This window comes from Streptomyces sp. NPDC090088, assembly GCF_044747345.1.
Taxonomy (GTDB): Bacteria; Actinomycetota; Actinomycetes; order Streptomycetales; family Streptomycetaceae; genus Streptomyces.
The window spans coordinates 225,504-246,387 of record NZ_JBIVDZ010000011.1 but is presented as its reverse complement, the minus strand read 5'-3'; the positions used below and the strand labels follow the sequence as shown (position 1 = coordinate 246,387).

21 protein-coding genes are annotated in these 20,884 nt (G+C 72.3%); 8 read left to right on the top strand and 13 right to left on the bottom strand.

The annotated features are described in order from the left end of the window. The gene (locus ACIPSJ_RS43335) at positions 1–642 is read right to left on the bottom strand and encodes a TetR family transcriptional regulator (RefSeq protein ID WP_359219453.1); all 642 of its coding nucleotides are present in this window, start codon (positions 640–642) and stop codon (positions 1–3) included. 172 nt (positions 643–814) lie between these two features. Between ACIPSJ_RS43335 and ACIPSJ_RS43330 the strand changes: the two genes are divergently transcribed. Further along, positions 815–2,041: an acyl-CoA dehydrogenase family protein gene (locus ACIPSJ_RS43330; RefSeq protein WP_365687943.1), complete on the top strand. Its 1,227-nt coding sequence runs from the start codon at positions 815–817 to the stop codon at positions 2,039–2,041. Between the two features lie 111 nt (positions 2,042–2,152). Here ACIPSJ_RS43330 and ACIPSJ_RS43325 read toward each other — a convergent pair whose 3' ends face one another. The 3 genes from ACIPSJ_RS43325 to ACIPSJ_RS43315 are packed head-to-tail and all read right to left on the bottom strand — an operon-like array spanning position 2,153 to position 4,990. Further along, positions 2,153–2,674, bottom strand: coding sequence for a cupin domain-containing protein (locus ACIPSJ_RS43325; RefSeq protein WP_359219449.1), 522 nt, complete (start codon positions 2,672–2,674; stop codon positions 2,153–2,155). A 7-nt stretch (positions 2,675–2,681) separates the two neighbouring features. Then, the gene (locus tag ACIPSJ_RS43320; RefSeq protein WP_359219447.1) at positions 2,682–3,920 is read right to left on the bottom strand and encodes a cytochrome P450; all 1,239 of its coding nucleotides are present in this window, start codon (positions 3,918–3,920) and stop codon (positions 2,682–2,684) included. A 5-nt stretch (positions 3,921–3,925) separates the two neighbouring features. Then, positions 3,926–4,990, bottom strand: coding sequence for a type III polyketide synthase (locus ACIPSJ_RS43315; RefSeq protein WP_355720275.1), 1,065 nt, complete (start codon positions 4,988–4,990; stop codon positions 3,926–3,928). A 184-nt stretch (positions 4,991–5,174) separates the two neighbouring features. Between ACIPSJ_RS43315 and ACIPSJ_RS43310 the strand changes: the two genes are divergently transcribed. Continuing rightward, on the top strand, positions 5,175–5,843 hold the full coding sequence (locus tag ACIPSJ_RS43310) for a transcriptional regulator (protein WP_401354432.1): 669 nt from the start codon (positions 5,175–5,177) through the stop codon (positions 5,841–5,843). 54 nt (positions 5,844–5,897) lie between these two features. On the opposite strand, the gene ACIPSJ_RS43305 is transcribed toward ACIPSJ_RS43310, so the two are convergent. From ACIPSJ_RS43305 to ACIPSJ_RS43285, 5 genes are all read right to left on the bottom strand, one after another. After that, on the bottom strand, positions 5,898–6,128 hold the full coding sequence (locus ACIPSJ_RS43305; RefSeq protein ID WP_401354430.1) for a DUF6213 family protein: 231 nt from the start codon (positions 6,126–6,128) through the stop codon (positions 5,898–5,900). A 25-nt stretch (positions 6,129–6,153) separates the two neighbouring features. Next, positions 6,154–7,539 carry an NADP-dependent succinic semialdehyde dehydrogenase gene (locus ACIPSJ_RS43300; protein WP_401354427.1) on the bottom strand — a complete coding sequence of 462 codons (1,386 nt, stop codon included), beginning with the start codon at positions 7,537–7,539 and terminating at the stop codon, positions 6,154–6,156. A 75-nt stretch (positions 7,540–7,614) separates the two neighbouring features. Then, positions 7,615–8,082 (bottom strand): NUDIX domain-containing protein, encoded by a 468-nt coding sequence (locus ACIPSJ_RS43295; protein ID WP_401354425.1) that lies wholly within the window; start codon positions 8,080–8,082, stop codon positions 7,615–7,617. Continuing rightward, a complete protein-coding gene (locus ACIPSJ_RS43290; RefSeq protein WP_401354424.1) occupies positions 8,079–9,635 on the bottom strand; it encodes an ATP-dependent DNA ligase in 1,557 nt (518 codons plus the stop codon). Before ACIPSJ_RS43290 ends, ACIPSJ_RS43295 begins: the two co-directional genes overlap by 4 nt. A 39-nt stretch (positions 9,636–9,674) precedes the next feature. Continuing rightward, positions 9,675–10,607 carry an NAD(P)/FAD-dependent oxidoreductase gene (locus ACIPSJ_RS43285; RefSeq protein WP_401354422.1) on the bottom strand — a complete coding sequence of 311 codons (933 nt, stop codon included), beginning with the start codon at positions 10,605–10,607 and terminating at the stop codon, positions 9,675–9,677. A gap of 78 nt (positions 10,608–10,685) precedes the next feature. Here ACIPSJ_RS43285 and ACIPSJ_RS43280 point away from each other — a divergent pair, with 78 nt between their 5' ends. The 6 genes from ACIPSJ_RS43280 (at position 10,686) to ACIPSJ_RS43255 (ending at position 15,944) form a co-directional block, all read left to right on the top strand. Beyond that, positions 10,686–11,258, top strand: a complete 573-nt coding sequence (locus ACIPSJ_RS43280; RefSeq protein ID WP_355720254.1) for an XRE family transcriptional regulator — start codon at positions 10,686–10,688, stop codon at positions 11,256–11,258. A 109-nt stretch (positions 11,259–11,367) separates the two neighbouring features. Further along, complete coding sequence (locus tag ACIPSJ_RS43275) at positions 11,368–12,336, top strand: NADPH:quinone oxidoreductase family protein (protein WP_355720251.1); 969 nt, start codon at positions 11,368–11,370, stop codon at positions 12,334–12,336. Then, on the top strand, positions 12,333–13,514 hold the full coding sequence (locus ACIPSJ_RS43270) for an acyl-CoA dehydrogenase family protein (protein WP_401354418.1): 1,182 nt from the start codon (positions 12,333–12,335) through the stop codon (positions 13,512–13,514). The genes ACIPSJ_RS43275 and ACIPSJ_RS43270 overlap by 4 nt, the downstream gene beginning before the upstream one ends. Next, positions 13,511–14,584: an acyl-CoA dehydrogenase family protein gene (locus tag ACIPSJ_RS43265; RefSeq protein WP_401354855.1), complete on the top strand. Its 1,074-nt coding sequence runs from the start codon at positions 13,511–13,513 to the stop codon at positions 14,582–14,584. The genes ACIPSJ_RS43270 and ACIPSJ_RS43265 overlap by 4 nt, the downstream gene beginning before the upstream one ends. 202 nt (positions 14,585–14,786) lie before the next feature. Next, complete coding sequence (locus ACIPSJ_RS43260; RefSeq protein WP_401354417.1) at positions 14,787–15,647, top strand: phosphatidylinositol-specific phospholipase C/glycerophosphodiester phosphodiesterase family protein; 861 nt, start codon at positions 14,787–14,789, stop codon at positions 15,645–15,647. 102 nt (positions 15,648–15,749) lie between these two features. Beyond that, positions 15,750–15,944, top strand: coding sequence for a hypothetical protein (locus ACIPSJ_RS43255; protein ID WP_355720240.1), 195 nt, complete (start codon positions 15,750–15,752; stop codon positions 15,942–15,944). A 9-nt stretch (positions 15,945–15,953) separates the two neighbouring features. Here ACIPSJ_RS43255 and ACIPSJ_RS43250 read toward each other — a convergent pair whose 3' ends face one another. The 4 genes from ACIPSJ_RS43250 to ACIPSJ_RS43235 form a co-directional block, all read right to left on the bottom strand. Next, the gene (locus ACIPSJ_RS43250; RefSeq protein ID WP_401354414.1) at positions 15,954–17,195 is read right to left on the bottom strand and encodes a phosphodiester glycosidase family protein; all 1,242 of its coding nucleotides are present in this window, start codon (positions 17,193–17,195) and stop codon (positions 15,954–15,956) included. A gap of 76 nt (positions 17,196–17,271) precedes the next feature. Further along, positions 17,272–17,637, bottom strand: coding sequence for a DUF779 domain-containing protein (locus ACIPSJ_RS43245; protein ID WP_359222398.1), 366 nt, complete (start codon positions 17,635–17,637; stop codon positions 17,272–17,274). An 81-nt stretch (positions 17,638–17,718) separates the two neighbouring features. Next, positions 17,719–20,061, bottom strand: a complete 2,343-nt coding sequence (locus ACIPSJ_RS43240; protein WP_401354412.1) for an FtsX-like permease family protein — start codon at positions 20,059–20,061, stop codon at positions 17,719–17,721. Next, entirely contained in the window at positions 20,058–20,840 is a 783-nt protein-coding gene (locus ACIPSJ_RS43235) for an ABC transporter ATP-binding protein (RefSeq protein ID WP_401354409.1), read from the bottom strand. Before ACIPSJ_RS43235 ends, ACIPSJ_RS43240 begins: the two co-directional genes overlap by 4 nt. Positions 20,841–20,884: the final 44 nt, after the last annotated feature.

Here is a 20,884-nt window from a genome sequence, read left to right as displayed (position 1 = left end):
TCAGAACCCCGGACCGCCCACCCTGTCTCCCGCGGCCGCCAGCCGCCCCCACAGCAGGTCGGCCAGACTCTTCACCAACTCCGCACGAGAACACGGCCGTTCCCCCAGCCACCAGTCCCCGGCGGCGTGCATCATGCCGACGATGCCGTGTCCCCACACCCTGGCCAGCTGCTGGCTGCTGGGCCCCAGGTCCAGCCGGTCCTCGATGACCTGGGCCAGTTCCTCACCCATCCGCCGGAGCAACGGAGCCGAGTGCTTTCCCACGTCGAACCCCTGGTCGGTCCCCGTGCTGCCCTCGGCGGGATGCATCAGGAACCGGTACACCTGGGGCCGCGCCTCGATCGCCGCGAGGTACGTGTCCAGGGTCGCCTCGACCCGCTCACGGCGCTCCGCGGGAGCGTCCAGCGCGGCCCGCAGGGAGTTGAGCAGCGCGTCCGTGTGCCGCTTGGCGAGCGCCGCGTACAGTCCGCCCTTGTCGCCGAAATGGCGGTAGAGGATAGGTTTGGTGATGCCGGCCTCCGCCGCGATCGCGTTCATCGAGGCTTGTGGGCCGTCGCGCAGCACCACCCGGTCGGCGGCCTCCAGCAGCTCGCGCCGCCGGCGGTCGGCGGACCTCTGCTGTTCGGTCCGTGTGGTGTCCATGTGCTCTCCCCACCCCGTGCTGTTTCGGTACTGCCTGCGCAAACTAACACCTGGCGGCCACACCATCTCGAACTGGCTGCCGAGGTGACCTTGGGAGTTGACTTTTCCTACCGACGAGTAACAGACTCGGGTTACCGCTAGTAACACATTATGCGCCGCCGCTGGAGGAGTCATGGCCGAGTTCACCATGGAACTCAACGACGAACAGAAGGAGGTCCGGGACTGGCTGCACGGCTTCGCCGCCGACGTCATCCGCCCCGCGGCCGCCGAATGGGACGAGCGTGAGGAGACTCCCTGGCCGGTCATCCAGGAGGCCGCGAAGGTCGGCATCTACTCCCTGGATTTCTACGCCCAGCAGTACTTCGACGCCACCGGTCTCGGCATCCCGATGGCCATGGAGGAGCTCTTCTGGGGCGACGCGGGCATCGCCCTGTCCATCGTGGGCACGGGTCTCGCCGCCGTCGGCGTCCTCGCCAACGGCACCGAGGAGCAGATCGGCACCTGGATCCCCCAGATGTACGGCGACCCCAACGACGTCAAGGTCGCCGCGTTCTGCTCCTCCGAGCCCGACGCCGGCTCCGACGTCGGCTCCATGCGCACCCGGGCCGTCTACGACGAGGCCAAGGACGAGTGGGTGATCAACGGCACGAAGACCTGGGCGACCAACGGCGGCATCGCCAACGTCCACGTGGTCGTCGCGGTCGTCGACGCCGAGCTGGGCTCCAAGGGCCACGCGTCCTTCATCGTCCCGCCCGGCACCCCGGGGCTCGCCCAGGGCCAGAAGTTCAAGAAGCACGGCATCCGTGCCTCGCACACCGCCGAGGTCGTCCTGGACAACGTCCGGGTGCCCGGTTCCTGCCTGCTCGGCGGCAAGGAGAAGCTGGACGAGCGCCTCGCCCGGGCCCGGGAGCGGGCGAAGTCGGGTGGCGAGCGCGTCAAGAACGCGGCGATGGCCACGTTCGAGGCCTCGCGGCCGGCCGTCGGCGCGATGGCGGTCGGCACCGCCCGCGCCGCGTACGAGGTCGCCCTCGACTACGCCATGACCCGTGAGCAGTTCGGGCGGCCGATCATCGACAACCAGGGGATCGCCTTCCAGCTCGCGGACATGCGGACGTCCATCGACGCGGCCCGGCTGCTGGTGTGGCGGGCGTCCTGGATGGCGATCAACGGGAAGCCGTTCACCGCGGCCGAGGGCTCGATGTCGAAGCTGTTCGCGAGCGAGACGGCGAAGAAGGTGACCGCCCAGGCGATCCAGATCCTGGGCGGCAACGGGTACACGCGGGAGTATCCGGTGGAGCGGATGCACCGGGACGCGGCGATCTACACGATCTTCGAGGGGACGAGTGAGATCCAGCGGCTGGTGATCGCCCGGACGTTGTCGGGGATGCCGATCCGGTAGCGCCGTAGGGGTGCGGGTGCGTCGCGGGCTCGCGGTGCGTCGTGGCTGGTCGCGCCCACGCGGCGGAGCCGCATATCGATAACGCCCCGCGCCCCTGGCGGGGCGCTGGACTTACCGGTGCTTCAAAGGCGTGAGTTGCTCGATGTCGTAGCGGCGCCGGAGTTCCTCGATGGCTTCGTGGTCCGGAGGGCCTTCGCTGTCGAGGATCTCCAGGAGTTCCTCGAAGTAGCGCTCGTGATCGGGCGGCGGGGAGGCCTGGAAGAACATTTTCGCCGGGGTCTCCGTCGGGTTGGCGAAGGCGTGGGGGCATCCCGGTGGCACGACGATCACCGTGCCCGGGGTGGCCCGGACCACCCTGGTGCCCGAACCGGACTCCCAGCGCTGCCAGTTGTCGGGGGTGCGGACGCGCGGCTCGAAGGCGAGGACGTCCAGCTCGCCTTCGAGGACGTAGAACAGCTCCTCGCTGCGGGTGTGCACATGGGCGCCCACGTCGAAGCCCGGGGGGACCTCCACCTCGAAGGTGGAGGCCATCCGCGAGTGCGTGCCGGTCACCTTGAAGGTGACCCGCTGGGCCGGCGTGTGGACCACGCGCCCGTGGCCCGGTGGTACGAGGAGTCCCTCGGTCGTGGTCATGGGCCACTCACCAGGTCACCGGAAGGGCCTCGGGTCCCCGGATCAGCGCGCCCTTTCTGAAGGGCACCTGCTCCGGGGGCACGGCGAGCCGCAGCCCGGGCAGCCGGTCCAGCAGGGCGTCGACGAGGAGTTCCTCCTCCAGCCTGCCGAGCTGGCCGCCGGGACAGTAGTGCGGGCCGAACCCGAAGGACACATGCGGGTTGGGACTGCGGGTGAGGTCGATCGTCTCGGGGTCCGGGAAGACGTCCGGGTCGCGGTTGGCGGCCAGGTACGAGACGTAGATCGGATCGCCCGCGCGGATCCGTACGCCCTTGATCTCCACGTCCCGCAGGGCGATCCGGGACAGCCCGACCGCGCTGCGGTGCGGGATGTAGCGCAGCAGCTCGTCGATCGCCCGGGGGCGGATCGCCGGCTCGGAGCGCAGCCGGTCGAGGAGGTCGGGGCGGGTCAGCAGCAGGTAGAACATCTGCCCGCTGTTGTTGGTGACCGCCTCGCCGCCGATCTGGAGGAGGACGGCCAGACCGACGGCCTCCTCCAGGGTGACCTCGCCCCGGCCCACCGCGGGGCCCAGCAGCGAGCACACGTCCTCGCCCGTGCTGTCCTCCCGAAGCCCGATCAGATCGGCGAAGTAGGCGCTCATCTCGCGCTTGGCCCTCTCGCTGACCTCCTTGCCGTGCGAGGAGGAGAGGATCAGCTGGGTCCAGATGTGCATGGTGTGCCGGTCGGCGGCCGGCACGCCCATCACCTCGCAGATCACCGCGATGGGGAACGGGCTCAGGATCGCGGCGGTGAGATCGGCGGGCGGCCCGTCCTGGACCAGCTCGTCGACGAGCTCGTCCAGCATCAGCCGGGCCTTCTCCCGGACCCGCTCCACGCCCTTGGTGGTGAGCGCGGAGGCCACCGAGCGGCGCAGCCGCGTGTGGTCGGGCGGGTCCAGGAAGCCGACCGCGCCGCGGTCCGGGATGAAGTGCGGGGCGAGCCGGGTGACCGGCTGCTCCATCACCGCCTCACGGCTGAACCGGGGGTCGTTGGCCACCATCCGTACGTCCTCGTACCGGGTGACCAGCCACGCCCAGCCCTCGCCGTTGGGGAGCTGGATCCGGGTGACCGGTCCCTCCCGCATCAGCTCGGCCAGGGTGGGGTCGAAGTCCACCCCCGCCAGGTCCGGCACCTCCCAGTGCCGGACCGGACAGGTGACCTCGCCGTCGGCCTCGTCCGCGGGGTCGAGCGGTTCGGTGAGCGTCATCTCGGTTATGCCGCCTCTTCGTCCGAACGCCGCCAGCGACCCAGCGACATTTCCGCGGTGATGCCGGGACCGAACCCGGCGAGCAGGCCGCGCGCCCGGTGCTCGGCACCGCCCTCGTCGAACATCCGGCGCAGTGCGTCCAGGACGACGGCGCTGGCGATGTTGCCGTACTCGGTGAGCGTGGCCCGGCTGAACCGGAACGCGTGCGGATCGACCTGGAGGAACTTGCTCAGGTCGTCCAGGATCCGCGGCCCGCCGGCGTGGACTATGTAGAAGTCCAGGTCGGAGGCGTCCCAGCCGTGCAGTCCCGCGAGGTCCTGTAGGGCCGGAGCGAGCGGCTCCATGGTCGCCGGGACCCGCTTGTCGAGCAGGAAGTGGAACCCGGTGGCCCGGACGTCGTACATGATCCACTCTTCGGTCTTCGGGATCAGGTACGAGCCGTTGCGTTCGAGCTCGACGCCGTTGCCGCCCTTGCCGCGGACCACGGCGGCGGCGATGCCGTCACCGAAGAGGCCGTTGGACAGGAGCGAGCCGATGCCGAGGTCGGTCGGCTGGTAGCACAGCGAGCAGAACTCGCAGGCCACGATGAGCGCGTTGGCGTCCGGGTACGCCGAGCAGAAGTCGTGCGCCCGGTTGATGGCCGCTCCGCCGGCCGCGCACCCCAGCTGGGCGATGGGGATCTGGCGGGTGGTGGAGTCGAAGTCCATCTCGTTGATCAGCCACGCCGTGAGCGAGGGCATCATGAAGCCCGTGCACGAGACGTAGATGATCACGTCGATGTCGCTGGTGAGCAGTTCGGCGTCGTCGAGTGCCCGCTGGATGACTGCGGGGACCCGGGCCTTGGCCTCGACCTCGTAGAGCTTGTTGCGCTCCTCGAAGCCGGGGTGCTTGAGGGTTTCCTCGATCGGCTGCACGATGTGCCGGGTGCGAACGCCCGTGTTCTCGATCAGTCTCAGCGCCAACGGCAGCTGCGGGTGGTTCTCGTGGTGGGAGCGCGCCAGTTCCAGCGTCTCCTCCATCGTGATCACGTACTCCGGGACCGACACTGAGGGCTTGCACAAAGTCGCCATGAACCGTGCCTGCTTTCAGCCTTCCGGCGGGTTTTGACCCCGCCGGCCAGAAGGTGGTTCACCTCAGGAGGTGGTTTTCTCACGATCACCCGTGAGGGCGATGATCTCTCGCCGGACTACTCCGAACCGGTGACCCCGTGTCAGGGTCGGAGCAGCGCCGATGAATCCCGACGAGGAGGACGCAATGCCCCGCACGGCTGCGGAACTGCTGAAAACGACCAGGTCAGAGCTGGCCCCGGATCCCCACGCGAATCCATTTGTTCCCCCCGTCGCCAGTGGCCGGGCGAGTCTGGAGACACTCGCCGTCCTGGCCCTGGAACAACACCACGTGATTCCCGCCGACCGGCGCGCGTTCGTGCATCTGGCGCAGCGCGCCGCCGAGGAGCCCGCGGCCGCCGGGTTCTTCACCATGCTGGCCGAGGGCGAGGAACTGGCGGCAGAGCGGCTGGGCGCGTTCATGGTGGCGTGCGAAGTGGATGAGCGGCGCATGCAAGCGTACGAGCCCCTACCGGGCTGCCAGGCGTACCCGGCGTACATCTCCTGGCTAGCCCTGAACGCGCCCCCGACGGACGCCGTCCTGGCCGTCACGGCCAACTTCGCTACGTGGGGCACCTATTGCGCGACCATCGCGCAGGCCCTGCGCACCCACTACGGCTTCACCGACGACGCCTGCGCCTTCTTCGACTTCTTCGCGGAACCGGCCCCGGCGCTGGACCAGCAGGCGGAGGCGGCGGTGGAGGCGGGACTGTCCACCGGCCGACTGGACGAGGTGCGGGTCTACACCTACGGCCGCCTGCTCCAGTCGTACGAGCAGATGTTCTGGACGTCGCTGGCTGAACTGACCCGTCTTTAGGGGCGCGGGGAACTGCGCGAGCAACCACGACCTACCCGCACCCGCCGAACGACGTCACTTCCCACTGCTATGGGCGATACAAGCCACGTCGATCCGGTCCGCGAGCTTCGCCAGCTCGATCGTCAGCGCCGCCACCGTGTCCTCGTCCAGCCCGCTCTCCCCGGCCTCCACCAGACGCAGCCACCGCCCGCCCATGGTCCGCAACAACTTACTCACGTCGGCCGCGGCCACCTGCAAGGTGCCGCTGTCGTCGACGATCAGAGGCAGAGTCACTTCGCGGTTCACACCGGGGATCGTAGTCGCGCGACCCTCACGCACCCTGCCAAACGGTGGTGATGTTGCAGAACTCCCGGATTCCGTGCCCGGACAGCTCACGGCCGTATCCGGACCGCTTCACGCCGCCGAAGGGGAACGCCGGGTGGGAGGCGGTCATGCCGTTGACGAACACGCCACCGGCCTCCAGGTCCCGGACGAACCGGTCCACCTCGGCCTCGTCCCGCGTCCACACGTTCGAACTCAGCCCGAAGGGCGAGTCGTTCGCGATGAGCACCGCCTCGTCCAGGTCCCCGGCCCGGTACAGCGTGGCCACCGGCCCGAACGCCTCCTCGCGGTGGATGCGCATGTCGCGGTGGATCCCGGCGAGGACGGTCGGCGGGTAGTACCAGCCGGGCCCGTCCGGCCGCTGCCCGCCGCACAGCACCTCGGCCCCCGACCGCCTGGCGTCCTCGACCAGTTCCTCCAGGTCCTCGCGCCCCTGTTCACTCGCCAGCGGCCCGACGTCCGTGCCCTCGTCCATCGGGTCGCCCGTGCGCAGCGCCGCCATGCCCGCGACGAACCGCTCGGCGAACGCGTCGTAGACGGCCGTGTGCACGATGAACCGCTTCGCGGCGATGCAGGACTGCCCGTTGTTCTGCACGCGCGCGGTGACCGCGATCCGTGCGGCGCGGTCGATGTCCGCCGAGGGCATCACCACGTAGGGGTCGCTGCCGCCCAGCTCCAGCACCGTCTTCTTGATCATCTCCCCGGCGGTGGCGGCGACCGCGCGGCCCGCGGGCTCGCTGCCGGTGAGCGTCGCCGCCCGCACCCGCTCGTCGCGCAGGACGTCGTCGACCGCCCCGGCGCCGATCAGCAGGGTCTGGAAGCAGCCCTCGGGGAAGCCCGCCCGGTGGAACAGGTCCTCCAGGTACAGGGCGGTCCGCGGGACGTTCGACGCGTGCTTGAGCAGGCCCACGTTGCCCGCCATCAGGGCGGGCGCGGCGAAGCGGACGACCTGCCAGAGCGGGAAGTTCCACGGCATCACGGCGAGCACCGGGCCGATGGGCCGGTACCGCACCCGGACCCGGGACGCGCCGGAGTCCTTCACGTCCGTCTCGGCCGGCTCCTCGTCGGCCAGCAGCTCCTCCGCGTGGTCGGCGTACCAGCGCATCGCCTTCGCGCACTTCGCGGCCTCCGCGCGGGCCTGCTTGACCGGCTTGCCCATCTCGGTGGTCATCGTGCGCGCGATGTCCTCCTGGTCCGCGTCCAGCAGGTCGGCGGCCCGGTGCAGCAGCCGGGCGCGCTCGGCGAAGGCGCTCGTGCGGTACGTACGGAACGTGGCCTCCGCGAGTTCGAGCCGGCGTTCGAGCTCGTCCTCGTCCATGGCCTCGAACGTTTCGAGCGTCTCGCCGTTCGCCGGATTCACCGTGGCGATGGGCATGGCTGACCTCCCTGGGAGCGGGCTTGCTATGACCTTCCCGCGCGGCCGGGCCGATCGCAACGTAGGGGGCTCTGTTCAGCGTGTGTGCTCCGCCAGGCGGTCGAGGAAGGCGGACTGGGCCTCGACGATCAGCTCACGGGCCCGGTCGGGGGCGAGCCAGGCCACCCGGTCGAGTTCGGGGAACTCCTGGATGCGGCCCGAGCGCGGTGGCCACTCCATCACGAAGGTGCCGGGGGCGATCGCGGCCGGGTCCAGGTCGGCCTCGATCGCCCACGCCGTGACGATCTTGCCGTTGGTCTGGCGGACCTCGCCGAGTCCGATCGCCTCGCCGTCGGGCGGCCGCAGGCCCAGCTCCTCCTGGAACTCGCGCCGGGCCGCGTCCCAGGCGGGCTCGTCGGGCTCGTACTCGCCCTTGGGGACGGTCCACGCACCGGCGTCCTTCTTCGCGAAGAACGGGCCGCCCATATGGCCGAGCAACACCTCAAGGCCGTTGTCGGTATGCCGGAACAACAGCAGTCCGGCGCTTCGCCTCGGTTCCGTCACGGCCGTACCTCCGGGTGGGCGGCCAGCAGGGTCTCCACGGTATCGGCCTCCTGAGGCCGCTTGTCCTCGCGGTAGCGGACGACGCGGGCGAAGCGCAGGGTGACGCCGGCCGGGTAGCGGGTGGACCGCTGCAGGCCGTCGTAGGCGATCTCGACGACGAGTTCGGGGCGTACGGTCACCACCCAGCCGTCGTCCGAGACCTCCAGTTCCCTGAGGCGGGTGGTCTGCCATTCCAGCAGGGCGTCGGTGAGGCCCTTGAAGGTCTTGCCGAGCATGGCGAAGGAGCCGTCCGGGGTGCGGGCGCCGAGGTGGAGGTTGGAGAGCCTGCCGGTGCGCCGGCCGTGCCCCCACTCGGCGGCCAGGACGACCAGGTCGAGGGTGTGCACCGGCTTGACCTTCAGCCAGGAGGCGCCCCGGCGGCCCGCGCTGTAGGGGGAGTCGAGCGCCTTGACGACCACGCCCTCGTGGCCGCGGGCCAGGGTCGCCGCGAGGAAGTCCTCGGCCGCCGCGGTGTCCGCCGCGGCCGTCGTGTCCCCGGGCTTCGGCACCAGCGCCCGGCGCACCCGCATCGGCTCGGGGACCAGCCGGGCCAGCCGCGCGTGCCGTTCGGCGAAGGGGAGGTCGAGGAGGTCGTGGTCGTCGACCGAGAGCGCGTCGAAGAAGACGGGGGAGACCGGGACCTCCCGGGCCGCCTTCGCCACGTCCGTCCGGGAGCCGACCCGGCCCGCCGTCTCCTGGAAGGAGCGGGGGCGGCCGTCGGCGTCGAGGGAGATCACCTCGCCGTCCAGGACGAACCGGTCGCCCGCCAGCTCCCGGGCGGCGGCCGTCACCTCGGGGAGGCGGTCGGTGATGTCGTCCAGGGTGCGGGTGAAGACGCGCACGGTGTCGCCGTCCCGGTGGACCTGGACCCGGATGCCGTCCAGCTTCTCCTCGACCGCGCAGGCGCCCAGCTTCGCCACCGCCTCCGTCACCGAGGACGCGGTGTGCGCCAGCATGGGCAGCACCGGGCGGCCCACGGTGAGCCGGAACCGGGCGAGGGCCGGCGGGCCCTCCGCCAGCAGCGCCCCGGCCACCGTCTGCAGGGACCCGGCGAGCATCACCGCCCGGCGGACGTCCGCCGGGTCCGCGCCGGTCGCCCGCGCGAGCCCCTCCACGGCCACCGCGTCCAGGGCGCCCTGCCGCACCTCGCCGCCGATCAGCCCCAGCAGGAAGCGCTGCTCGTCCGCGGTCGCCGCGCCCAGCAACTCGCCCACGATCCGGGCGCGCTCGGCCTGCGAGCCCGGACCGGAGACCTTGCCCAGCGCGGTCAGCCGGGCATCGACCTCGCGCACGGTGAGGGACGGCTCGGCGGCCGGCGGGACCGGCCGGCCCAGCACCTTCCAGCCGACGCCGAGCCGCCCCTGCGGGAGCCGTCCGGCCAGGTAGGGGATGACGATCGGTACGTCGTCCGGGGCCGTCTCCCGGAAGAGTTCGGCGAGCAGCGCGGTCTTGCGGGACCGGGCCGCGGTGGCGGCCACCTCCCGGGACACTTCGGCGAGCCGGGTCAGCAGCATGCAGCCATGGTGCAACGGGTGTGGCCGAACCACACCCGCCTACACCCGCACGGCCGCGTCCAGGTCCGCGAAGAGCAGCTCGCCGTTGATCGCCGCGCCGGCGCGGTAGCCCCGGCTCGCCGCGTTGACCACCTGCTCGGCGAACCCGCTCGCGTTGCCCGCCGCCCACAGCCCCGGCACGGTCGTCAGACCGCGCTCGTCGATCACGGGGTAGGCGCCGAAGGGGGTCTCCGTCATCTCCGCGCCCAGCGCCCTGAGCAGGCCGTTCCGCGGTACCGGTCGCGGGGCGACGAACAGGGCCTCCCGCGCGTGCACGCTCCCCTCCGCCAGCCGTACGCCCGTGAGCCGGTCGTCCTCGATCCGCAGTCCCGCCACCTCGCCGGGCACCACGCGCACCCCGGCCGCGGCCAGCCGGCGCAGATCGTCGTCGGTCAGCTCGGCCTCCCGGACCTGGTGCAGGAAGAGGACCACGTCCTTGGACCACTGGGTGACCATCAGCGCCTGGTGCACGCTCATCGCCGTCGCGGCCAGCACACCGAACGCCTGGTCGCGGACCTCCCACCCGTGGCAGTACGGGCAGTGCAGCACATCCCGGCCGAACCGCTCGGCGACCCCGGGCACCGGCGGCAGCTCGTCCTTCAGGCCGGTGGCCACGACCAGCTGCCGGGCCCGGACCGTACGGCCGCCCGCCAGCGACACCGTGAAACCGCCGTCGCCTCCGGTGGCGTCCACCGCCCGGTCCCGGACCATCTCCACCCCGTACCGGGCGATCTCCTCCCGCCCCAGGGCCAGGAACTCCTCGGGCGGCATGCCGTCCCGGGTCAGGAAGCCCTGCATGTGGGCGGCGGGGGCGTTGCGCGGCTCGCCCGCGTCGACCACCAGGGTGCGGCGCCGGGCCCGGCCCAGTACCAGCGCGGCGGACAGCCCGGCCGCGCCGCCTCCGACGACGACCACCTCGTACGTATCGGTCACGGTGACCACCTCCGGGGCCGACGGTCGCGCACCGGCTGCCGGATTGACAAACGTCTTTGCCGAAACTGCAATACGACCATGACGACGGACGACGTTCTCGCGGGGGTGGGCCCCCGGCTGCGCCGGATCAGGAAGGAGCGGGAGGTCACCCTGGCCGCCCTCTCCGAGACCACCGGCATCTCGGTCAGCACCCTCTCCCGGCTGGAGGCGGGGCTGCGCAAGCCCAGCCTGGAACTGCTGCTGCCGATCGCGCAGGCCCACCAGGTGCCCCTGGACGAACTGGTCGGCGCCCCGTCGGTCGGCGACCCCCGGGTGCGGGCCAAGCCCATGGAGCGCTACGGCCGCACGTTCTGGCCGCTGACCCGGCAGCCGGGCGGATTGCAGGCCTTCAAGGTCGTGGAACCGAAGCGGAAACTCGACCCCGAGCCCCGAACCCACGAGGGCTACGAGTGGTTGTACGTGCTGTCGGGGAAGCTGCGCCTGGTGCTGGGCGACCACGACGTCGTCCTCGCGGCGGGGGAGGCGGCGGAGTTCGACACGCGGGTGCCGCACTGGTTCGGGTCGACGGGAGAGGGGCCGGTGGAGTTCCTCAGCCTGTTCGGGCCGCAGGGGGAGCGGATGCATGTGCGGGCGCGGCCGAAGCAGGCGTGACGGATCCGCTGTTACCTCGGACACGGTTCCCTCGATGGCAAGCGACCGCTTAGTATGCGGTGGACCCCGGTCAGACGACGCAGTCGACGCAGTCCCGTGGAGGCACCGCATGCAGGCATGGCAAGTGCACGAGAACGGCGAGCCGAGCGAGGTGATGCGGCTCCAGGAGGTGGAGCGGCCCACGCCCGGCGACGGCCAGGTGCTGCTCAAGGTGCGTGCCGCCAACATCAACTTCCCGGACGTGCTGATGTGCCGGGGCCACTACCAGGTGCGCCCGCCGCTGCCGTTCACCCCCGGCGTGGAGATCTGCGGCGAGACCGAGGACGGCCGCCGCGTGATCGCCAACCCCGTGCTGCCGCACGGCGGTTTCGCCGAGTACGCGGTCGCGGACGCCGCGGCCCTGCTGCCCGCGCCGGACGCGCTGGACGACGCCGAGACCGCCGCGCTCCACGTCGGCTACCAGACGGGCTGGTTCGCCCTGCACCGCCGGGCGGCGCTCCAGGCCGGCGAGACGCTGCTGGTGCACGCCGCCGCCGGCGGGGTCGGCAGCGCGGCCGTGCAGCTCGGCAAGGCCGCCGGGGCGACGGTGATCGGTGTCGTCGGCGGGGCCGACAAGGCCGCCGTCGCCCGCGAGCAGGGCTGTGACGTCGTCATCGACCGGCGCTCCGAGGACGTCGTCGCCGCCGTGAAGGCGGCCACCGGCGGGCGGGGCGCCGACGTGATCTACGACCCGGTCGGCGGCGAGGCCTACACCCAGTCCACCAAGGTCGTCGCCTTCGAGGGCCGGATCGTGGTCGTCGGCTTCGCCAGCGGCACCATCCCGAGCCCGGCGCTCAACCACGCCCTGGTGAAGAACTACTCCATCCTGGGCCTGCACTGGGGCCTGTACGCCACCAAGAACCCCAAGCTGATCCTGCACTGCCACGAGCAGCTCACCGAACTGGCCGCGAGCGGCGCGATCAAGCCGCTGGTGAGCGAGCGGGTGCCGCTGACCGAGGCCGCGGCGGCCGTGCAGCGGGTCGGTGACGGTGTCACCACCGGCCGGGTCACCGTCGTACCGAACGGAGCCGCAGCATGACCGACGCCGCCGAACTCCAGCGCCGCACCGCCGAGTTGCTGGCCGCGTATCCGGTGGAGACCACCGATCGGCTCGACTTCCTCAAGGCCCGCTTTGACGCGGGACTCGCCTGGGTGCACTACCCGGAGGGCCTCGGCGGCCTCGGCGCGCCCCGCTCCCTCCAGGCCGTCGTGGACGCCGAACTGGAGGCCGCCGGCGCCCCCGACAACGACTCCCGCCGCAACGGCATCGGACTCGGCATGGCCGCGCCGACCATCCTCAAGTACGGCACGGAGGAGCAGAAGCAGCGCTTCCTGCGGCCGCTGTGGATCGGCGAGGAGGTCTGGTGCCAGCTGTTCAGCGAGCCGGGCGCCGGCTCCGACCTGGCCGCGCTGGGCACGCGCGCGGTGCGGGAGGGCGACGACTGGGTCGTCAACGGGCAGAAGGTGTGGACGTCCGGCGCGCACAACGCCCGCTGGGCCATCCTCATCGCCCGCACCGACCCGAGCGTGCCCAAGCACGCGGGCATCACCTACTTCGTCTGCGACATGACCGACCCGGGCGTGGACGTCCGCCCGCTGCGGCAGATCACCGGCGAGGCCGAGTTCAACGAGGTCTTCCTCACCGACGTCCGGGTCCCCGACGCCCACCGCCTCGGCGAGATCGGCGACGGCTGGCGGGTCGCCCAGACCACGCTCAACAACGAGCGCGTCGCCATCGGCGGCATGCGGCTGCCCCGCGAGGGCGGCATGATCGGCCCGGTCGCGAAGACCTGGCGCGAACGCCCCGAACTGCGCACCCACGACCTGCACCAGCGGCTGCTGAAGCTCTGGGTCGAGTCCGAGGTCGCCCGGCTCACCGCCGAACGGCTGCGCCAGCAGCTGGTCGCCGGACAGCCAGGACCCGAGGGCGCCGGCATGAAACTCGCCTTCGCCCGCCTCAACCAGGAGATCAGCGGCCTGGAGGTCGAACTCCGGGGCGAGGAAGGCCTGTTGTACGACGACTGGACCCTGCGTCGGCCCGAACTCGTCGACTTCGTGGGCCGGGACGCGGGCTACCGCTACCTCCGCGCCAAGGGCAACAGCATCGAGGGCGGGACCAGCGAGGTCCTGCTGAACATCGTCGCCGAACGCGTCCTGGGCCTGCCCTCGGAGCCGCGCACCGACAAGGACGTCGCATGGAAGGACCTCTCCCGATGACCGACCTGCTGTACTCGGAGGAGGAAGAGGCGCTGCGGGCGGCCGTACGGGACCTGCTCGCCGACCACTGCGACGCGCCGGGCGTCATCGCCCGCACCGAGTCGGACGCCCCGCACGACCTCGCGGCCTGGAAGGCCCTCGCGGACGGCATGGGGCTCGCCGGGCTGCTGGTCCCGGAGGAGCTGGGCGGCCAGGGCGCCTCGCACCGCGAAGTCGCCGTCGTCCTGGAGGAGCTGGGGCGGGCTGTGGCGCCCGTGCCCTATCTGACCAGTGCGGTGGTGGCGACGGAGGCGCTGCTGGAGTGCGGCGACGAGGAGCTGCTCGGGAAGCTGGCCTCCGGGCGGACGATCGGGGTGCTGGCCGTGGGGCTGCAGGTCGCCCCGGGGGCCGCGTTCCGGACCGTACGGGTCGAGGACGGGCGGCTGACCGGTGAGCTGACCGGGATCGCGGACGCCGTCGCCGCGGATGTGCTGCTGGTGCCGGGGGACGACGGCGGGCTCTACGCGGTCGCCGCGGACGCGGTGAGCGTGACCCCGCAGGTCGCCTTCGATCTCACCCGGCCGCTCGCCGCGGTCACCCTCGACGGGGCGGCGGGGCGGCGCGTGGGCGATGCCGAGCCCGCGGTACGGCGGGCGCTGCGGGCCGGGGCCGGGCTGCTGGCCTCCGAGCAGTTCGGTGTCGCCGAGTGGGCGCTGACCGAGACCGTGCGGTACCTCAAGGAGCGCAAGCAGTTCAACCGGCCGGTGGGCGGGTTCCAGGCGCTCAAGCACCGGCTGGCGCAGCTGTGGCTGGAGGTCGTCAATCTGCGGGCCGCCGCGCGGGGGGCCGCCGATGCGCTGGCCTCCGGCGGGGACGCGGATGTCCTGGTCGCGGTTGCTCAGGCCTACGCGGGGCCGGTCGCCGTGCGGGCGGCCGAGGAGGCGCTGCAGTTGCACGCGGGCATCGGCATGACCTGGGAGCACCCGATCCACCTGTATCTGAAGCGGGCGAAGGCGGATTCGATCGCCTTCGGTACGGCGGGGGCGCATCGGGAGGCCCTGGCCGCCTTGGTCGATCTTCAGGCGCCGTGATTTTCGGTTGTCGGGTGCGGGTGCGTGGGGGCTGGTCGCGCAGTTCCCCGCGCCCCTTTGGGGCGCGCTGATGTTGAGGTTCGCATGAAGTGAACCGGGGGTGGCAGTCCAGCCAACTCCCTGCGCAGATGGGCTCATTGGGCCTTGCTCGAACAGATACTCCCTTTGGTTCCTCATGGCCCTACAAGGGAGGCAGAGCATCATGGCCCTCACCACCCGTCGCAGAGCCCTCACCACCCTCGGTGCCGCGCTCGCCGGTGCCGTCGTGCTGCCCGGGCAGGCCTGGGCGGGCGGCGGTCACCGCGGCCCGCGGCCGCTGTGGCGTGCGCACGCCCACAACGACTACGAGCACACCCACCCCCTCTTCGACGCCCTCGGCCACCGCTTCGGCAGTGTCGAGGCCGACATCTTCCTCGTCGGCGACCAGCTGCTCATCGGCCACACCGTGGACGACCTCGACCCGAGCCGCACCCTTGAGTCCCTCTACCTCGACCCGCTGGCCGCGCTCGTGAAGGCCAACCACGGTTCGGTGTACCGGGGATGGCGGCAGCCGCTGCAGCTGCTGATCGACATCAAGACCGAGGGCTCCTCGACGTATCTGGAACTCGACCGTCATCTGCGGCGCTACAAGCACCTGTTCACGACGTACGCGCACGGCCGGGTCGTCCCCGGCGCCGTCACCAACGTCATCTCGGGTGACCGGGCGGCGCGTACGCCGATGGAGGCGCAGACCGTGCGCCGGGCCTTCTACGACGGCCGGCTCACCGACCTCGGCACCTCGGCGCCCGCCTCCTTCGTGCCGCTGATCAGCGACAACTGGACCCTCAACTTCACCTGGCCGGGCGAGGGCGACTTCCCCGAGGCCGAGCGGCAGAAGCTGCGCGGGATCATCGCCGAGGCGCACGCGAACGGGCAGAAGGTGCGGTTCTGGGCCACCCCGGACGCCGCCGGACCGGCGCGCGACGCGCTGTGGGGCGAGCTGCTCGCCGCCGGTGTCGACTACTTCAACACCGACGACCTGGCCGGCCTGGAGGCCTTCCTGGACGCCCACCAGGGGTCGTAACACCACTCGATCGGGGGACGTGTCAACCGCACGGACCAACCCTCCGCTACGCCACACTTGCGGCCGAACGCCTCGAAATGGGCGTGGCGGAGGAGGTTCGCGATGGCCGTTTCCATCTCTGTGGTGCTGCTGCTCCTGTTTCTGGCGGTGCTCTTCATGCGCCAGGGCGCGCTGAAGATCTCGCACGCCCTGGTCTGCATGCTGCTCGGCTTCTATCTGGCCAGCACCAGCATGGCGCCGACCATCAGCAGCGGGCTGACCGCGACCGCCGACCTGGTCGGCAGTCTGCGGCCGTGAGCCGGGCGGTCAGGGTTTCCAGAAGACCCCGATCCCGTTGGCCACGGCCCGTTCCGGGCTGTCGGTCGGGTGGTTGAGCACGCTCACCGTCTTCGCCCCCGCGGTGCGGGCCACCAGTGTCGTGGAGCCGCCGCCGTCCAGGCTGAACGCGTCGGCCGCACCCAACTCGCGCATCTCGTCGGCCACTTCGGCGATGGTCAGGCCGCTGCGGTAGGCGGCAGCGCCGTCCAGGGCGAGAAGCAGGAGCCTGTGGCCGCCGGCCGTGTACCCGGCGGCGGTGCGCACGGCCGAGGTGGTGTTGTTCAGGCCGGCCAGCGGCTGTCCGTCGCGCAGCACCGGGTAGCCGCCGACCGCGAAGCGGTAGGGGATCCTGGAGGCGGACGCCACCATCCACTTCCGTACCCTGACCCGCTCGCCCTTCGTGAGCGTGCGCAGCTTGTCCGCGCCCGCCTCCCGGCCCAGCAGGACGGTCGTACCGGCCGCGATGGCGCCGCTGCCCGGGGTGGCGGACGTGGCGACGACCCTCCCGTCGCGGATCCGCACCTCGTAGGTGTCCGTGCTGCAGCCGGCCGCCCGGCTGGTGTCCGAGCCGCAGGTGGCGCGCTTGCGGGAGACGGTGCCCCAGGCGGGGGTGTAGGCGCCGATGGAGTCCTGCGCCAGCGCGTACTGGTTGAGGCCGCGCAGCGCGAGGTTCCCCTCGGGGGTGCGGACCGTGCCGACGAGGGTCAGCCGGTCGAGCCGGGCCCGGCGGTCCACGCCGACGCCGAGGACGTCGGTGGTGTCCGTGCCGGGCGGCAGGGAGGGCCCGAACCGCTGGGCCGTCGGCACCGCCGCCTTGAGCAGCCGGCCCTGTGCGATCGCCGGGCCGACGCTCGCACCGGTCGCCGCGACCCCCGGGTGCTGGGTCTCGGTGATGTTGAAGAAGTCGCCGTTCACGCCGGCGACCGCGCCCGCCGCGTCCGCCATCGCCGAGACCTGGGCGCGGGCGGCCACCGCGTCCGGGTGGAGCAGGTCCACGTGGACGTGCGGGTTGGTCAGGTCGACGGTCAGCAGATGGGCGTGGACCGTGCCCTTGGCCGCCGGGATGTCGAACTGCCGGTAGCTGACACCGGACGAGATCCGCCCGGCGCCCGACGCGGCGCCGGCCGGTGCCGCCCCCGCGAGGGCCGCACCGGCCAGCACGCCGGACGTCGTGGCGATCGTGAACAGAGTTCGGGTCGTCGCTGCAAATCGTCTCTGACGATGCGTCACCGCACCCCCTGATGTCTCGTCGACTTCCGCGGATATCAGGGGGCAGTGCAGCAGACGTGAGTGACCTACAGGTCTGCTAGACGTCTACTACGCGAGAACGGGTGAGAAAACGCACCCCCTCGGGTGCTTCCAGCGAGAAACCGCTCCCTCGTCCGGGGACCACGTCCACGATCAGCCGGGTGTGGCTCCAGACCTCGTACTGACTGCGGGACATCCAGAAGGTGACCGGTTCCGCGACCCCGTCCACCGCGAGTTCGGCCAGCAGCACGTCCGAGCCGCCGGTGCGGAACTCGCCGTCCGGGTAGCACATGGGCGCGCTGCCGTCGCAGCAGCCGCCGGACTGATGGAACATCAGCGGGCCGTGCTCGTCGTGCAGTCGGCGCACCAGCTCGGCGGCCTGCGGGGTGAGCTCGACGCGTGGGGGCGCCGTCCTGTCGTCCATGGTCACCGTCCTGGGGGCCGGGGCGTGCGATCCCCTCAGTCTCACGCCTCGTCACCGGCGCGTCCAGCAACGGTCGTTGATCTACTCCGTGCGCAGCGCCGTCGCCGTGCGGACCCGGGCCGCCCAGCCCGCCGGGAGCAGCGCGCCGAGGACCGCGATCCCGGTACCGCCCAGGGCGAGGAGGAGCAGCTCGGGCGTCCGGTAGACGTCGAGGACGGCGTCGGGCAGGCGCAGTCCCGCGCTGTCGCCCATGGCGGGCATGACCGTGCGGTGCACCGCGAGGCCCAGCGGTACGCCCAGCAGCCCGCCCACGACGCCGGGCAGCACGACCGAGGCGATCACCAGCGTCACCGTCTGCCGGGGTGTCATCCCGAGCGCCTTGTGGATGCCGAGGTCGCGGATCCGTTCGCGGGTGTCGAGGACCACCCCGCCCAGCACGCCGAGTCCGGCCACCGCCACCAGGATCAGGGTGAGCGCCGCCGCCAGGGTGTCGAGGGCGACCACGGCGTCACTGCCGTTCACCGACTTCGTGTCGGTCGCCGTGACGTCGAGGGACTTGAGCGCCGCGTTCAGGCGGGTCACGTACGTCTTCGTGTCGGTGCCCGGCACGAGCCGCACGGCGTGCTCGGAGGGGTGCAGGTCCGGGGCGGCCGTCCGGAGGGTCGCCAGGTCCGTGAAGACCCGCATGCCCTGCTGTCCCGTGTCGAAGACCTCGCCGACGATCCGGATCCGCACCGGCGAGCCGTCCACGGTGAGGGTGACCGTGTCGCCCACGGCGGCTCCGCTCGCGGTGAGGAACGGGGTCGGCACCACCGCCTCGCCCGCGGCCCGGATCCAGCGGCCGGAGACCATCACGAAACCGCCCCAGGAGGCGTCTCCCTCGTAGGCGACCACCGGGACGCTCCCCGTCACCCCGGAGACCTTGGCCTCGGTCGTGGCGCTGCCGTACTGGTCGCGGGTGCCCGGCCGCGCGGCGATCGCGGCCCGCACGGCGGCGGCCCGGGCGGCCGTCACCCGTGGCACGCCCGGTCCGACGGGCACCGGACCCGCCGGCCGGCCGGAGCCCACGGTCACCTCGGCCGCGTTGTGGTTCTTGGCCGCGATCACCTCGCCCAGGGACGCGGCCATCCCGACGGCGAAGGTGACCGCCGCCGTGCCGAAGGCGATCGCCGCGACCATCGCGGCGGCGCGGGCGGGCCGGTGGAAGGGGCGGGCCAGACCGAGGCCGACCGGCCGGGGCACCGGCAGCCGTGCCGCCAGCCGGGCCGCGGTACGGCCCCGGCCCGGTGCCGGGGTGCGGCCCACGTTCAGCGCGTCCACCGTGCGCAGCCGCCCGGCCCGCCAGGCGCCGGCGCACGCCGTGCCCGCGACCACGCCCAGCACCCCGGCGGCGACGCCCAGATCGACCCCGGCGGAGACCCCGAGCCCGACCGAGCCGTACACGGACGAGGTCTCCGCCAGCAGCGGCGCGGCCAGCAGCTGTCCGCCGAGCACGCCCAGCCCGGTACCGATCGCGGCCGGTGCCAACGCCTGCGCCATGTAGGCCCGGACGACCTGGCCCGGGGTGCAGCCGACCGCCTTGAGCGTGCCGATCCGCCGCAGCCCGGTGCCCACCGCGCCGGCGACCACGTTCCCGACGACCAGCGCCGACATCACCAGGCCCAGCACCCCGAAGGCGACCAGGAACGGCACGTACAGCGCGGTCTCGCGCGTGGCGAACTCCCGTACGGAGAGCCAGGACCGGGCCCCCGAGAGCGCGTTCTTCGGCACGGTCGCCGTCACCGCCGCGCGGTCCCGGGCGACCTCGGCCTTCGTGGCCGCGTGGGCGAAGCGGTAGAGCATCTGGTAGCCGTCGGCGCGACCGGACCGGGTGAGCCCGGCGATCTGCGCGGGCACCACCCACGCGTCGGCGGTACGGCTCACCGAGCGGGCCGTGCCGACCACGGTGAGCGTCGGGCCGCCCGGCAGGTCCGGGAAGGCCAGCCGCTGCCCGAGCCGCACGGGCGGTCCGTCCGGGTCCGAGGCGAGCACGATCTCACCGGTCCGCCGCGGCCACCGGCCCGAGGTCACCGCGAGCCGGTCCACCGCACCGCCGGGATCCGCCCGCCCGACGACCGACAGCGCGCCCGCCTGCTCCGGCGTGACGGTCGTCGTCGGGAAGGGGCCGGACGACCCCGTCACCCCGGACGCGTGGGTGGAGGCGGCGAGTTGGGCCGTGGAGGCCCGGCGCGCGTCGAACTGCGCGGTGAGCTGGGCTCCCCGCTGGCGGGCGAACGCCTTGTCGAAGGGCGCCCGCGAGGCCACCAGCAGCGCACCGGCCAGCACGGACGCCGTCACCGCGAGCAGCGTGGCCAGCGCGATGACCAGCGTCTGGGTACGGCGCCGGGCCATGCCCGACCGCACCACCCGGACCAGGACACTCATCGGACCGCCTCCGTCGTGACATCGCTCTGCGCCGTGTGGTCGGTCTGGGTGGTGGTGTGGGGCTGCGTCGTGTGGTCGGTCTGGGCGGGGGCGTCGGTCTGCGTCGTGGCATCGGTGGTGATGCCGCCGTCGGCGAGGTGGACCGTGCGCCGGGTGCAGGCCCGGGCGAGGTCGTGGTCGTGGGTGACCAGGACCAGGGTCTGGCCGTCGGCGTTCAGCTCCCTGAGGAGCCGGGCGACCTCGGTGCCGGACGCGGAGTCCAGGGCGCCGGTCGGCTCGTCGGCCAGCAGCAGCGCGGGGCGGTTCATCAACGCCCTTGCCACCGCGACGCGTTGGCGCTGACCGCCGGAGAGCCGGCCCGGATGGGCCGCCGCCTGGGCCGCGATGCCCAGCGACTCCAGCAGCTCGTCCGCCCGGCGGCGGGCCTCACGCCGTCCCGCCCCGGCGAGCCGGGCGGGCAGCACGAGGTTGTCGGCGACGGTCAGGTCGTCCAGCAGGTGGAAGAACTGGAACACCATCCCGACCTTCGCCCGCCGGTAGCGGGCCGCGCCCGCCTCGCCCAGCCGGTCCACCCGTACGCCGTCCACGGTCACCGTGCCCTCGTCCGGCCGGTCCAGGCCCGCGACCAGGTTCAGCAGCGTCGACTTGCCACTCCCGGAAGGCCCCAGGACCGCGACGGCCTCCCCGGGCGCCACGGTCAGGGTCACGTCCAGCAGGGCGGGCGGTCCGGCGTCGTAACGCCTGGTCACGTCCCGTAGTTCGATCAGCGGTGTCGTCATGGGTGGGTCTCCGTCCCTCGGTGGCCGCCGACGCTAGGGAACGG